Below are 13486 nucleotides of genomic sequence, written 5' to 3' on the forward strand. Positions count from 1 at the left end.
ACGCTGCGCAGTCAGGCCCGACGCTGGGTTACGCTGCGCAACAAGCGGTAACGGTAGGTCGGCGGCGGGCCTTCGACAACGACGCGGTTGCGGGTGGGTAACGGTCCGGGGTTGCCGCCCTTGTCGGGAGCGCCCGAATCTGCTAACCAGAATCAGGTTTATCGACAGTGGCCTGCGGATATCCGGGTGGCTGACGGGCTGATTGGACGCGCTTGGGTTCGGCCGGTGCCGTCTGGGGCGACGGTCCGGTCTGCACGGCACCGGCCCGGTCTGTCTGGTTCGACCGTGATCGAATCCACAGATTGTGACCGAGAGTGACTAGCAACACGTCACACACGGTCACTCCGACGGTGGCCCGCTCACCTCGGCCCGGCCCCCCCGGTCGCCGACGACACGGCAGCGGCGACGGACCGCCCGACCGAGGTCGTCCGAACCGCGGGTGCTGGCCGTGAGACGATCTGGTCGTGACGGCGACGCTTCTGGACGGCAAGGCAACCGCAGCGGAGATCAAGGACGAGCTACGCATACGGGTGAAGGCACTCGCGGAACGCGGCATCATCCCCGGGCTCGGCACGGTCCTGGTCGGGGCGGACCCGGGCAGCCAGGCGTACGTCAACGGCAAGCACCGCGACTGCGCCGAGGTGGGCATCGCCTCGATCCGCCGGGAGTTGCCGGCCGACGCCACCCAGCAGCAGGTCGACGACGTACTGGCCGAGCTGAACGCCGACCCGGCGTGCCACGGCTACATCGTCCAGTTGCCGCTGCCGGCCCACCTCGACACCCAGCGGGTGCTGGAGTTGATCGACCCGGACAAGGACGCCGACGGCCTGCACCCCGTCAACCTGGGTCGGCTCGTGCTCGGCTACGACGGTCCACTGCCGTGCACCCCGCGTGGCATCGTCGAGCTGCTCCGCCGGCACGACGTGGCGCTGCGCGGCGCCACCGTCGCGGTGGTCGGTCGCGGCAACACCGTCGGCCGGCCGCTCGGCCTGCTGCTCACCAGGCGCAGCGAGAACGCCACCGTCACCCTGTGCCACACCGGCACCCTCGACCTCGCCTCGCACACCCGTGCCGCCGACATCGTCATCGTCGCGGCCGGCGTACCGGGCCTGCTCACCGCGGACATGATCAGCCCCGGTGCGGTGGTGGTGGACGTCGGCATCACCCGCGTGGTCGGCGCGGACGGCAAGGGCCGTTACACCGGCGACGTCGACCCGGGGGTGGCCGAGACGGCCGGCGCGCTGGTCCCCATGCCGGGCGGCGTGGGCCCGATGACCCGGGCCATGCTGCTCAGCAACGTGGTGGAGCGCGCCGAGCGCGGCTGACCCACATCGCAAGGCCGAACCAGGACGGCGGTGACGTTCACCCCATCCCGACGATGGCCGCCGCCCCTGGCCCGATCGGTGCCAGGATGACTGATACGGTCCGGAAAACCGACTGGTATCAGGGAGTGGGACGACCATGGGTAAGAAGGTCACTGTCGTCGGGGCTGGCTTCTACGGCTCCACCACCGCACAGCGCCTGGCCGAGTACGACGTCTTCGACACCGTAGTGATCACCGACATCGTGGAGGGCAAGCCCGCGGGCCTCGCGCTCGACCTCAACCAGTCCCGGGCCATCGAGGGCTTCGAGACCAAGGTCGTCGGCGTGACGACAGGCCCCAACGGTGAGGGTTACGAGCAGATCGAGGGCTCCGACGTCGTCGTGATCACCGCTGGTCTGCCGCGGAAGCCCGGCATGAGCCGGATGGACCTGCTGGAGACCAACGCCAAGATCGTCCGCCAGGTCGCCGAGAACGTCGCCAAGTACGCCCCGAACGCCGTCGTCATCGTGGTCTCCAACCCGCTGGACGAGATGACCGCGCTGGCCCAGCTCGCCACCCAGTTCCCGAAGAACCGGGTGCTCGGCCAGGCCGGCATGCTCGACACCGCCCGGTTCAGCAACTTCGTCGCCGAGGCGCTGAACGTGCCGGTGGCGTCGGTACGCACCCTGACCCTGGGCTCGCACGGCGACACCATGGTCCCGGTGCCGTCGAAGAGCACCGTCAACGGCAAGTCGCTGCGTGACGCGATGCCGGCCGAGCAGATCGAGGAGCTGGTCGTCAAGACCCGCAACGGTGGCGCCGAGGTGGTCGCGCTGCTCAAGACCGGTTCGGCCTACTACGCCCCGTCCGCCGCCGCGGCCCGGATGGCGAAGGCCGTCGCGGAGGACTCCGGCGAGATCATGCCGGTCTGCGCCTGGGTCGACGGCGAGTACGGCATCTCCGGCGTCTACCTGGGTGTCGAGGCCGAGATCGGCGCCGAGGGCGTCAAGCGGGTCGTCGAAACCGACCTGGACGCCGACGAGCGTGCCAGCCTCCTGGCGGCCGCCGAAGCGGTCCGCGCCAAGCAGGGCGACATCTCCAGCATGTAGTTCCCCGAACGAGAGCCACCCGAAGGGCCCGCCGGCAAACCGGCGGGCCCTTCCCCGTCCTGTCCGCCCCTCAAGCCCTTGTTGATCATGAAGTTATTGCCACTTTCATCGGCGTGTCGAGGCAATAACTTCATGATCAACGTGGTCAAGGGGGTGGGTCAGGGGGTGGGGGTGGGGGTGAAGGGGTTGGAGAGGTGGGGGGTGGCTAGGAGGGCGGGGGAATGGGTTTGCAGGGCGGTTCGCCGGGAGGTGCGGGCTTGGCCAGGGTCTTCCTCGTGGGCGTACGCCAGGTCGGGGTCGACGAGTTGCACCATGTGCACCAGCAGGTCGCCGGTGAGCAGCATCCGTTCGTCGGCCGAGGTCACCAGCACCGACTGGTGGCCGGGGGTGTGGCCGGGGGTGGGCAGCAGACGTACCGCTGGGGTGAGGGCGGTCTCGCCGTCGACCACCCGGAGCTGGCCGGCGGCGCGCAGGGGCGCGATCAGGCCGGCCGGCAGCCCGGGGTTGAGCATCTCCGCCGCGTCGAGTTCGGCGCGCTGCAGCAGGTAGCTCGCGTTCGGGAAGTACGGCCGCCCGGGCGTGCCGGTGACCGCCCAGCCGATGTGGTCGCTGTGTAGGTGGGTCAGGACGACAGTGTCGACGTCGGCCGGGTCGATGCCCGCGGCGGCCAGCTCGGCGGGCATCCGGCCCGGCACCGGCGCCCAGCTCGCGGCGGGTGCGTCGGTCGGGCCGATCCCGGTGTCGACGAGCGTGACCGGCCCGTCGCCGACGCGGATGGCGAAGCTGCGGAACTGCAGCCACCACTGCCCGTCGGCGGTCACCGAGTCGGGGTCGCGCCGGTCGGCCTCTGCCCATTGGGCCGCCGTGGCCTGCGGAAACGCCTCCGCGCGGGGCTGAAAGAAGGCGCCCTCACCGTCGGTGAGCGCGGTGACCGTGATAGACCCGAGAACGCGGTTCAGTGGCATCGGACGATGATTCCAGGGCATTCCTGTTCCGCGCAGCCCGGTTCCGCCGGCCGGTCGAGGCCGGCTGGGGGCTGCCGGCCCAATTGCAGTACGCTCGTACTGCTTGAGCACGTGTCCCCCGAGAGGAGCGCCGGCCGATGGCGAAGATCAAGGTAAACAACCCGGTCGTAGAACTCGACGGCGACGAGATGACCCGGATCATCTGGAAGCAGATCCGGGAGCAGCTGATCCTGCCCTACCTCGACGTCGACCTGCACTACTACGACCTGTCGATCCAGCACCGCGACGAGACCGACGACCAGGTCACCATCGACGCCGCCAACGCCATCAAGGAGCACGGCGTCGGCGTCAAGTGCGCGACCATCACCCCGGACGAGGCCCGGGTCGAGGAGTTCGGCCTGAAGAAGATGTGGCGGTCGCCCAACGGCACCATCCGCAACATCCTCGGCGGCGTCGTCTTCCGTGAGCCGATCATCATGTCCAACGTGCCGCGGCTGGTCCCCGGCTGGACCAAGCCGATCATCATCGGCCGGCACGCCCACGGTGACCAGTACAAGGCCACCGACTTCGTCGTCCCCGGCCCGGGCACGGTGACCATCACCTACACCCCGGCCGACGGCGGCGCGCCGATGGAGATGGAGGTCGCCAACTTCCCCGGCGGCGGCATCGCCATGGGCATGTACAACTACGACGAGTCGATCCGGGACTTCGCCCGGGCGTCGTTCCGGTACGGACTGGACCGCAACTACCCGGTCTACCTGTCCACCAAGAACACCATCCTCAAGGCGTACGACGGCCGGTTCAAGGACATCTTCGCCGAGGTGTTCGAGACCGAGTTCAAGGCCGAGTTCGCCGCCGCCGGCATCACCTACGAGCACCGGCTCATCGACGACATGGTCGCCGCCGCGCTCAAGTGGGAGGGCGGCTACGTCTGGGCCTGCAAGAACTACGACGGTGACGTGCAGTCCGACACCGTCGCGCAGGGCTTCGGCTCGCTGGGTCTGATGACCTCCGTGCTGCTCTCCCCGGACGGCCGGACCGTCGAGGCCGAGGCCGCGCACGGCACTGTCACCCGGCACTACCGGCAGTACCAGAAGGGCGAGAAGACCTCGACCAACCCGATCGCGTCGATCTACGCCTGGACCCGGGGCCTGGCCCACCGGGGCAAGCTGGACGGCACGCCGGCGGTCACCGAGTTCGCCAACACCCTGGAGCAGGTCATCGTCGACACCGTCGAGGGCGGCCAGATGACCAAGGACCTCGCGCTGCTCATCTCGCGCGACGCCCCGTGGCTGACCACCGACGAGTTCATGAACGCGCTCGACGAGAACCTGGCCCGCAAGATCGCCGCCTGATCCAGGCGTACCGCGTCATCGGAGCCCGCCGGCACCCCTGCCGGCGGGCTTCGGCGTGTCCGGCGCCGCCGCGCCGGTCGGCGTCACTGCGGCCGGCGCGCCTCGTTGACCAGGATGGACGAGATGCCAGTCGAGTCCAGGAAGGTTGACCACGGTCGACCCGCGGCACCCGTGCGCCGATCAGCCAGCCTTCCCGGCTGTGCCGTGCACAGCCAGCCGTCCCTTCCCTGCGGGGGGCCCTGTCCCGGGCCCCCCGCGCCCTGTTTCCCACCAAGCTCAGGCCGCGCGCACAGCAGGGCTGATGCCGTCTTGGCCCTGCGCTACGCCGCCATGGCCCGTGTCCCTCGCGGCGGCCGAGCGGGGATTGGCCTCGACCGCCGAGACCGTTCCCCGAGGCCAGGCCAGGTTGGTGCAGAGCACGACGGTGCCGGCCGGCGGGCACTCCAGAGAGCGTGATGTCTGTGAGTCATCACGATGACCCACAGACATCACGCTTCCTGCCGTGTGGGGTGGGAGGTCGGGCCGCGCTCACGGCCGTGCCGAACGCCCCGCGAGCCCGAACGTCCGTGAGCCCGCACGTCCGCGAGCCCGAACGTCCGTGAGCCCGAACGCCCGCAAGCCCGGAGCCGGAGCCCGGAGCGGGCGCTCAGGCGGCGCGCAGCAACTCGGCGGCGCGTTCCGGGGCGATGTCGTTGATGAAGACGCCCATCCCGGACTCGGAGCCCGCCAGATACTTCAGCTTGTCCGTGGCCCGCCGGATGCTGAACAGCTGTAGGTGCAGGTGGCCCAGCTCGCGGTGGATCCGCACGGGCGCCTGGTGCCAGGCCGAGATGTACGGCATCGGCATGTCGAACAGGCCGTCGAAGCGGCGCAGCAGATCCAGGTACAGCGGCCCGAAGGCGTCCCGCTCGCTGTCGCTGAGCGCCGGGATGTCCGGCACCGCCCGGTGCGGCGCGACGTGCACCTCGAACGGCCAGCGGGCGGCCGCCGGGACGAAGGCCGTCCAGTGCTCGTTCTCGGTGACCACCCGGTCACCGGTGGCGCGCTCGGCGGCCAGCACGTCCGCGTACAGGTTGCCTCCGCCGGTCCGTTCGGCGTGCCGCCGCGCCGCGGCCAGCAGCGCGCGGGTGCGCGGCGTCACGAAGGGGTACGCGTAGATCTGCCCGTGCGGGTGGTGCAGCGTGACACCGATTTCGACGCCCCGGTTCTCGAAGCAGAAGACCTGCTCGACACCGGGCAGCGCGCCGAGCACCTCGGTGCGGTCGGCGAGCGCGTCCAGCACGGTGCGGACCCGGCGCGGGGGCAGGCTGGCGAAGGAGGCGTTGTGGTCGGACGTGAAGCAGACCACCTCGCACCGGCCGAGGCCCGGCCGGACCGGTGTGAACGGGGTGATCTCCCCGGGCTCCTCGGCCACCCGACCGCTCAGCGACGGGAACCGGTTCTCGAAGACCACCACGTCGTAGTCGGGTGCGGGGATCTCGGTCAGCCGGTCGCCCACCGACGGGTCGAGCGGGCACTCGTTCGCGGGCGGGAGGAAGATGCGGGTCTGCCGGTGCACGGCGACCGCCACCCACTCGTCGGTCAGCGGGTCGTAGCGCAGCTGCGACGCGGGGGGAGGTGGCGGCAGGTCGCGGAGGTCCGGCTGGTCGCGGACCGCGTCGTCGCGCTCGTCGAAGTAGATCAGCTCCCGGCCGTCGGCCAGGTCGATCGCGGTGCGCTTCACGGCGCCGTCCCCTCAGTTGTCGGCGTGCGCGTCACGCGGCCCGCCCCCTGTCACCTTCACCATGATCAGTTCGCCCACCTGTTCGCCGAGTACCCGTCGTGCGGGTGGGGGCAACCGGTCGTCGCTGACCAGTACGTGGGCCGCCGTCAACTCGACGATCGAGGAGATGCCCACCGTGCCCCACTTGGTGTGGTCGGCGAGCACCACCAGCTGGTCCGCCGCGGCCACCAGCGCCCGATCGGTCTCCGCCTCCATCAGGTTCGGGGTGGTGAAGCCGGCCCGCTCGGTGATGCCGTGAACGCCCAGGAAGAGCAGATCCAGGTGCAGTGACCGGACGGCCCCGACCGCGAGAGGACCGACCAGCGCGTCCGACGGGGTGCGTACGCCGCCGGTGAGCACCACCGTCTGGTCCGGGCGGCCGCCGGCGTGCATGATCTCGGCCACCGGCAGTGAGTTGGTCACGACGGTCAGCTCGGGCACGCCCACCAGCCTGCGGGCCAGCTCGGCCGTTGTGGTGCCGGCGGAGAGCGCGACCGCCGCTCCTGGCCGGACCAGCTGAGCGGCCCGGTCGGCGATGGCCGCCTTCTCCGGCAGTTGGCGGACCGACTTGGCGTGGAAGCCCGGCTCGTCGGTCGAGCTCGGCCCGGTCGCGGTGGCACCGCCGTGCACCTTGGCCAGCAGGCCGCGCTCGTGCAGCGCATCCAGGTCACGCCGGATGGTCATGTCGGAGACGCCGAACTCGCCTGCCAACTCGCTGACCCGGACGCCGCCGGTCGAGCGGACCCGCTCCAGGATGGCAGCCTGCCGCTGTTGAGCGAGCATCCGCCGTGCCTCCCCGAGCGTCCACGACCTCACGCGGTCAAACGTGTTCCAACAAAGATGAACACTAGCGCGTGCCGGTCAGCCGTGGAAGGAACGGGTACGGCGACGCCTCAGGCGGACGCGATCGTCAGCTCCACCCAGCCGGTCTCGGTCAGATGGTGCAGCACGGCCTGCACCGCGTCCGCCACGCTCAGGTCGGTGGTGTCGACCACCAGATCGGCGTCGGTCGGCTCCTCGTACGGGTCGTCGATGCCGGTCATCCCGGTGAGCAGGCCGGCCCGCGCCCGCGCGTACAGGCCCTTGCGGTCCCGACGCTCGCACACCTCCAGCGGGGTGGCCACGTGCACCAGCACGAAACCCGCCCCGGCGGCGAGGGCCATCTCCCGGGCGGTGGCACGAGCCGCCGCGTACGGGGCGATCGGGCAGCAGATGCCCACCCCACGATGCCGTGCGATCTCGGCGGCCACCCAGCCGATCCGCCGTACGTTGAGATCGCGGTCGGCCTTGCTGAAGCCCAACCCGGCGGAGAGCTCCCGGCGCACCACATCCCCGTCGAGCAGGGTGATCGTGCGGTCGCCGCTCTCCCGTAACGCGTCCGCCAGCCCTCGGGCGATTGTCGACTTGCCGGAGCCGGAGAGACCGGTCAGGAAGACCACCAACCCTCGCTGCCGACGCGGCGGACGGGCCCGGGCCAACTCCCGCGCCACGGCGGGCGGGGTGTGCCACTCCGGTAGCGGAAAGCCACGGTCGAGCAGGTCGTCGATCTCCGGCTGAGTCAGCGCGAGCCGACGGTTGCGTGGTGGGATGTCCTCCCGCCAACGCCACTGCCCGTCCCGGTTGTCGTACGCGAGTTCGCGCGGCACCAGCACCCGCAGCCCGGCGCCGGAGAGCATGTCGCCGGTGGAGAGCAGGTGGGTGACCCCGTACGCGGCGGAGACCCGGGCACGCAGCAACGCGTCGCTGATCTCCTCGCGGCGGTGCGACAGCGGCACCGCGACCAGGGTGGCGGGCGGCATCCGGTCCCGCGCGGCGAAGATCGTACGGACCAGCGCCTCCGGTGGGAGCCCGTCGGCACCGCCCTCACCGACCGGGATCATCACGAGGAGATGAGCGGCCAGGGTGCGGGCGGCATGGGCGATCTGGGCGAGCTGCGGACGATGCAGCGGCCGATCGGCGATCACCCCGAGCACCCGGCCCGGGGGCAGCAGCGCGCGGACCTCCTCCGGGTTGCGGCGCAGTCGCTGGAACGGACCGTGCCCACCGTCGCCCAGTCGCCGGACCTGGCCGCCCACCCCGGCGACGCCATCGCGCACCGGCCAGACGTCCGCCACGTCCAGGGCCGCCGTCGGGGCGCCCTCCCCGTCGGTCAGCACGAGCGCCCGGCGGGCCGGGTCACGCGGATCGAAGCTCTGCGCCAGTGCGGCCGGCACCTGGAGGACGACCGCGACCTGCCACGGTGTGCCGTCGGCCAGCCGGCCGCGTCGGCTGACCGAGACCAGGTCGGCGCGGGTCATGAAGCCGGTCAGAGGGGCGTACGCGCCGGTCAGCAGCAGCTCCAGATCCGCGAGCTCACCGGGACGTGGCGTGTACGCCGGTGCGTCCCGTAGCACCTCGTCGGGCAGCACCCAGCCGTTGCTCATCCACACCCCCCACTCGCTGACCGGCACACAGTTTCGCAGCCGACCGCCGATCGGTCGAGGACGCCACTCCCGGACCCCAGCGGGCGGATCAGCGCTTGATCCGCCGGCCTACCGCCGACCGCACCCGGTTCCACATCTTCCGCTCGTCGCGGATCCGGGGTCGCGAACCGTCGGCCCGGCAGACGAACACCAGCGGCAGTCGCGCGTCCTCGGTCCAGCCCACGTTCGTGATCCGGGCCTTGAGCAGCCAGCTGCCCCTGGTCCGGCCGCCGTTGAGGGCGGCAAAGTCGATCGTGGCGGTGGCCCGGTGCACCAGGTGGACGGTGTCCGCTCCGGTCGTGCCGGTGATCCGCTCGGTCTCGAAGGTGTTCGGGAGGAAGATCTCGGCGCCGGTCTCCCGGTGGCGGGCCACCAGGTCCAGGCGGGCCTTGCGCACCTGCGCGGTGGCGTCGAGCACGTCGGGGGCGATCTCCTCCATCGGGAGCATCAGCACGTCGCGGCCGTCGTCGGCCTGGAAGCCCACAGGTTGGTCCGCGGAGCGCAGCTCGGCGGCGACGGTCACCGTGACGGCGTGGTCGGCCTGCCGGAGTTTGTCGATCGTGCCGTGCGCGGCGATGCCCGCCTCCCAGGAGGCGAGCCTGCGCAGGTCCGCGACGCGGCCCCGCTCCGCCAGGTACGCCACGGCTCGGAGCAGGGGCGGCAGCCCGCCGGCGACGCCGGGGGCGAAACGATCCTGGATGATCTTCTGGACCTCCAGCGCGACCTCGTCCAGCCATGCCTCGGGGGCGTTCAGCAGCCGCTTGCCGCGCAGCCGGCTGAGCATCTCGTTGCGCAGCCAGCGCCGGTGCAGTCGGTCCCGCAGCGGACCCGGCTCGGTGTTGGCGTCCACCACGTCCAGCGCCTCGCGCACGCTGGCGTAGTAGCTCGACGGGTCCAACTGGCCCGCTGTGACGTTGCGCGCGTCGCCCCGCTGGACGTGGTGATAGCAGGTGTAGTCGGCCAGCACGGAGGTGCGCCGGGACAGGAAGTAGGCCCGGACGACAAGTGAGTGGTCCTCCAGCCGACGCTTGCCGCCCTCCGGGAACCGCAGACCGTGCTCGTTGAGGAACGACCGCCGGAACAGCTTGTGGCAGGTCAGGCTGTCGATCAGGGGGGAGTTGCCCAGGGTGGCGTCGAAGCGGTTCTTCCGGAACAGCTCCCGTGGCACCGGGCGTCCGTACCCGGCCATCTTCCCGACCACGATGTCGGCGTCGTTTTCCTTCGCGCACGCGTGGAGCCGCTCCAGCGCCTCGTCGGCGAACCAGTCGTCGTCGTCGGCGAAGAAGACGTACTCGCCGTGGGCCTGCTCGATGCCGAGGTTGCGCGGACGCGACGGCCAGCCGGAATTCTCGATGTGCAGCACCCGGATGTGTGGGTGCTCAGCCGCCAGCCGATCCAGTCGCTCGGCCGTGTCGTCGGTCGAGCCGTCGTCGACGAAGATCGCTTCGAACTCGCCGGCGGGCAGCGACTGGCGCAGCAACGAGGCGGCGAGCTTCTCGATGTGCGGGCCGCAGTTGTACGCCGGCACCACGACGCTCACCTTGGGGACGCCCACCTCGGCCATCAGGATCCCTCCCGCGTCATCGGTCGATCACCGGGCGGGTCGATGCCTGGTGAACGGGAGGTGAATGGTGTCACCCCGGATGTCTCTTTCTCCAGGCGGGGTCGGGCCGAACGCGGGACCGGCGGAAACGTCGCGGCCGCCGCCGCCAAGACCTTAGGGGTCCGTCGGCGCAAGGATCAGGGGAGTGCCCGGGGCGTGCCGGTGTTCCTGGTGGGCATCGACTCCCTACGCTGGGCGCGTGACACTGATCGCGACCCAGTCGCTCACCAAGACGTACGGAGGTCGGGTCACCGCACTCGCCGACCTCACCGTCGCCGTCGAGCCCGGGATCATCGGCCTGGTGGGCGCGAACGGCGCCGGCAAATCCACCTTGATCAAGATTCTGCTCGGCCTGATCGCACCAACCAGCGGTCAGGTCTCGGTGCTCGGCATCGACCCGACCGCGGACCCGGCGGCCGTCCGCAACCGGGTCGGCTACATGCCGGAGCACGACTGCCTCCCACCGGACCTGTCCGCCGCCGAGCTGGTCACCCACCTCGGCCGGATGAGCGGCCTGCCCCGCACGGCGGCTCGCGAGCGGGCCTCGGAGGCGCTGCGGCACGTGGGGCTCTACGAGGAGCGCTACCGCCCGGTCGGTGGCTACTCGACAGGCATGAAGCAGCGCGTCAAGCTGGCCCAGGCGCTGGTGCACGACCCCGACCTGCTGCTGCTGGACGAGCCGACAAACGGTCTGGACCCGGCCGGCCGCGACGCCATGCTGGCCCTGGTTCACCGGATCGGCACCGAGTTCGGCATCTCCGTGCTGGTCTGCTCGCACCTGCTCGGCGAGGTCGAGCGGATCTGCGACACGTTGATCGCCATCGACGGCGGCCGGTTGCTGCGCGCCGACAACATCTCCGCGATGACCACGGCCACCGACGTGCTCGCCGTGGAGGTCAGCGAGGGCATCGACGAGCTCGCCGCCCGACTCGCCGAGCTGAAACTGCCTGTCGCCCGGGACGGGCGACTGCTGCTCGTGCCGCTCGCCGACGACGGCACCTACGACCTGATCCTCGGTGCGGTCGCCGAACTGGACCTGCCACTGCACCGACTGGACCAGCGCCGGCACCGGGTGGCCGAACTCTTCGCCACGAGGGAGCTCACCCATGCCTGAGCCGTCCACCGCCGCAGTGCGCCCCGCGCCGACCGGCGTGATCCACGACATCGGCTACCAGCGCTACGAGGGTCCGAGGTTGGGCCGTCGACAGGTCTTCGGCGCGCTCTACCTGCACGGTCTGCGCACCGCGTTCGGGTTCGGGCGCAGCGCCAAGGCCAAGATCTTCCCGTGGCTGGTGGTCGGCATCGTCACCCTGGTCGCGGTGGCCCTGGCAGCGGTACGCAGCCAGATCGGTGAGCCGGTCGCCACGTACGCCCAGTTCGCCGACGCGATGAGCTGGCTCGTCATCTTCTTCGTCGCGGTCGTCGCTCCGGAGCTGGTCTCCCGGGACCTGCGCAGCGGTGTGCTGCCGCTGTACTTCTCCCGGCCGCTGCCGCGCACCGACTACGCGCTGGCCAAGCTGCTGGCGCTGGTCACCGCCCTCTGGCTGCTGCTCGGCGGGCCGCAGCTGCTGATGTTCCTGGGTGCCGCCTTCACCACCAAGCAAGGCATGCGCGGGGTGTGGAACGAGCTGCTCGACCTGCTGCCCGGGCTGCTCTACGCCGGGCTGTGGGCGGTGGTCTTCGCCTCGGTCGGGCTGCTGGTCGCCTCGCTGACCGGCAAGCGCGCCTTCGCCGCCGGTGGGGTGGTGGCGGTCTTCCTGATGACCACCCCGATCGTCGGGGTGCTGAGCATCCTGCCGTCGCGCTCCGCCAACGAGTTGGCCGGGCTCGCCTCGCCCTCCACGCTGGTGCAGGGGGTGGGCATCTGGTCGCTGGGTGACCTGCTGGTCGAGGGCGATTCGGGCGAGATGATGATCGGCGGGTTCGGCCCGGTCTACGCCCTGGCCGCGGTGCTGCTGGTCGCCGGCGCGACCGCCCTCCTGCTGGCCCGCTACCGGAAGGTCGCCTCCTGATGAGCACGCTGAGCCTGACCGGGGTGTCCCGGTGGTACGGCAACGTGGTCGCGGTCAACGACATCAGCATGGCCCTCGGCGCGGGCGTGACAGGCCTGCTCGGCCCGAACGGCGCCGGGAAGACCACGCTGCTGCACATGATGGCCGGGTTCCTCGCCCCGTCGCGGGGCACGGTAACCCTCGACGACGAGCCGACCTGGCGCAATCCCGACGTCTACCGGCGGCTGGGGCTGGTCAGCGAACGGGAGGCGGTGCAGGGTTTCCTCACCGCGTACGAGTTCGTGCTGGCCAGCGCGAAGCTGCACCGGCTGCCCGATCCCGCGGCTGCGGCCCGACGGGCCATCGATCTGGTGGAGTTGGAGTCGGCGCAGGACCGCCGGATCGGCACGTACTCCAAGGGCATGCGCCAGCGTGCCCGGGTGGCCGCCGCGCTGGTGCACGACCCGCAGGTGCTGCTGCTCGACGAGCCGTTCAACGGCATGGACCCCCGCCAGCGGCTGCACATGATGCAACTGCTGCACACCCTGGGTGACGCCGGCCGGACGATCCTGTTCAGCTCGCACATCCTGGAGGAGGTCGAGCAGGTCTCCGGCACGGTGCAGGTGATGGTGGCCGGCCGGTTGGCCGCCTCCGGGGACTTCCGGACCATCCGCCGGTTGATGACCAACCGGCCGCACGTCTTCGCGGTGCGTTCCACCGACGACCGGGCGCTGGCCGTCGCGTTGATCGCCGAGGCGTCGGTGAGTGGGGTCGAGCTGGACCCGACCGGCCTGACCGTGCGGGCCGGCGACTACGGCGCCTTCACCCGGGCACTACCCCGGATCGCCCTGAACAAAGGCATCCGGGTGCGCCAGTTGGTGCCGTCCGACGAGTCCCTGGAGAGCGTCTTCTCCTACCTGGTGGAGGCCTGAGACC

Annotated in this window: 11 protein-coding genes; 6 read left to right on the forward strand and 5 right to left on the reverse strand. The window is 70.9% G+C overall.

All coding sequences use genetic code 11. From position 1 onward, the window contains the following. The first annotated feature begins 464 nt into the window (after positions 1–464). A complete protein-coding gene (locus tag ACLQ3B_RS19625) occupies positions 465–1325 on the forward strand; it encodes a bifunctional methylenetetrahydrofolate dehydrogenase/methenyltetrahydrofolate cyclohydrolase (protein ID WP_425782170.1) in 861 nt (286 codons plus the stop codon). 136 nt (positions 1326–1461) lie between these two features. Next, entirely contained in the window at positions 1462–2412 is a 951-nt protein-coding gene (locus tag ACLQ3B_RS19630) for a malate dehydrogenase (RefSeq protein ID WP_425782171.1), read from the forward strand. 158 nt (positions 2413–2570) lie between these two features. Here the strand turns inward: ACLQ3B_RS19630 and ACLQ3B_RS19635 are convergent, their stop codons facing one another. Beyond that, on the reverse strand, positions 2571–3377 hold the full coding sequence (locus ACLQ3B_RS19635) for an MBL fold metallo-hydrolase (protein ID WP_425782172.1): 807 nt from the start codon (positions 3375–3377) through the stop codon (positions 2571–2573). A 137-nt stretch (positions 3378–3514) separates the two neighbouring features. On the opposite strand from ACLQ3B_RS19635, the gene ACLQ3B_RS19640 reads away from it, so the two are divergent. Beyond that, positions 3515–4732, forward strand: a complete 1218-nt coding sequence (locus ACLQ3B_RS19640; RefSeq protein WP_124773753.1) for an NADP-dependent isocitrate dehydrogenase — start codon at positions 3515–3517, stop codon at positions 4730–4732. 646 nt (positions 4733–5378) lie between these two features. On the opposite strand, the gene galT is transcribed toward ACLQ3B_RS19640, so the two are convergent. From galT to ACLQ3B_RS19660, 4 genes are all read right to left on the reverse strand, one after another. Next, a complete protein-coding gene (gene galT, locus ACLQ3B_RS19645) occupies positions 5379–6455 on the reverse strand; it encodes a galactose-1-phosphate uridylyltransferase (RefSeq protein WP_425782173.1) in 1077 nt (358 codons plus the stop codon). 12 nt (positions 6456–6467) lie between these two features. After that, positions 6468–7277, reverse strand: a complete 810-nt coding sequence (locus tag ACLQ3B_RS19650) for a DeoR/GlpR family DNA-binding transcription regulator (RefSeq protein WP_425782174.1) — start codon at positions 7275–7277, stop codon at positions 6468–6470. Between the two features lie 110 nt (positions 7278–7387). Beyond that, positions 7388–8917: an adenylyl-sulfate kinase gene (cysC, locus tag ACLQ3B_RS19655; RefSeq protein ID WP_425782175.1), complete on the reverse strand. Its 1530-nt coding sequence runs from the start codon at positions 8915–8917 to the stop codon at positions 7388–7390. A gap of 88 nt (positions 8918–9005) precedes the next feature. Further along, positions 9006–10520 carry a glycosyltransferase family 2 protein gene (locus ACLQ3B_RS19660; RefSeq protein ID WP_425782176.1) on the reverse strand — a complete coding sequence of 505 codons (1515 nt, stop codon included), beginning with the start codon at positions 10518–10520 and terminating at the stop codon, positions 9006–9008. A gap of 238 nt (positions 10521–10758) precedes the next feature. Between ACLQ3B_RS19660 and ACLQ3B_RS19665 the strand changes: the two genes are divergently transcribed. From ACLQ3B_RS19665 to ACLQ3B_RS19675, 3 genes are read left to right on the forward strand one after another with little or no spacing between them, the layout of a single operon-like run. Next, a complete protein-coding gene (locus ACLQ3B_RS19665; RefSeq protein ID WP_425782177.1) occupies positions 10759–11673 on the forward strand; it encodes an ABC transporter ATP-binding protein in 915 nt (304 codons plus the stop codon). Continuing rightward, positions 11666–12571 (forward strand): ABC transporter permease, encoded by a 906-nt coding sequence (locus tag ACLQ3B_RS19670; RefSeq protein ID WP_425782178.1) that lies wholly within the window; start codon positions 11666–11668, stop codon positions 12569–12571. Before ACLQ3B_RS19665 ends, ACLQ3B_RS19670 begins: the two co-directional genes overlap by 8 nt. After that, the gene (locus ACLQ3B_RS19675; protein WP_425782179.1) at positions 12571–13482 is read left to right on the forward strand and encodes an ABC transporter ATP-binding protein; all 912 of its coding nucleotides are present in this window, start codon (positions 12571–12573) and stop codon (positions 13480–13482) included. The genes ACLQ3B_RS19670 and ACLQ3B_RS19675 overlap by 1 nt, the downstream gene beginning before the upstream one ends. The last annotated feature ends 4 nt before the right edge of the window (positions 13483–13486 follow it).

Source organism: Micromonospora sp. DT53, from assembly GCF_049841535.1.
GTDB lineage: Bacteria > Actinomycetota > Actinomycetes > Mycobacteriales > Micromonosporaceae > Micromonospora.

Excerpts from the sequence above, each read along its gene's own strand:
- ACLQ3B_RS19675 (WP_425782179.1), top strand. The coding sequence starts at position 12,571 with ATGAGCACGCTGAGCCTGACCGGGGTGTCCCGGTGGTACGGCAACGTG.
- ACLQ3B_RS19650 (WP_425782174.1), bottom strand. The coding sequence starts at position 7,277 with ATGCTCGCTCAACAGCGGCAGGCTGCCATCCTGGAGCGGGTCCGCTCG.
- cysC (WP_425782175.1), bottom strand. The coding sequence starts at position 8,917 with ATGAGCAACGGCTGGGTGCTGCCCGACGAGGTGCTACGGGACGCACCG.
- ACLQ3B_RS19670 (WP_425782178.1), top strand. The coding sequence starts at position 11,666 with ATGCCTGAGCCGTCCACCGCCGCAGTGCGCCCCGCGCCGACCGGCGTG.
- ACLQ3B_RS19635 (WP_425782172.1), bottom strand. The coding sequence starts at position 3,377 with ATGCCACTGAACCGCGTTCTCGGGTCTATCACGGTCACCGCGCTCACC.
- ACLQ3B_RS19660 (WP_425782176.1), bottom strand. The coding sequence starts at position 10,520 with ATGGCCGAGGTGGGCGTCCCCAAGGTGAGCGTCGTGGTGCCGGCGTAC.
- ACLQ3B_RS19630 (WP_425782171.1), top strand. The coding sequence starts at position 1,462 with ATGGGTAAGAAGGTCACTGTCGTCGGGGCTGGCTTCTACGGCTCCACC.
- ACLQ3B_RS19640 (WP_124773753.1), top strand. The coding sequence starts at position 3,515 with ATGGCGAAGATCAAGGTAAACAACCCGGTCGTAGAACTCGACGGCGAC.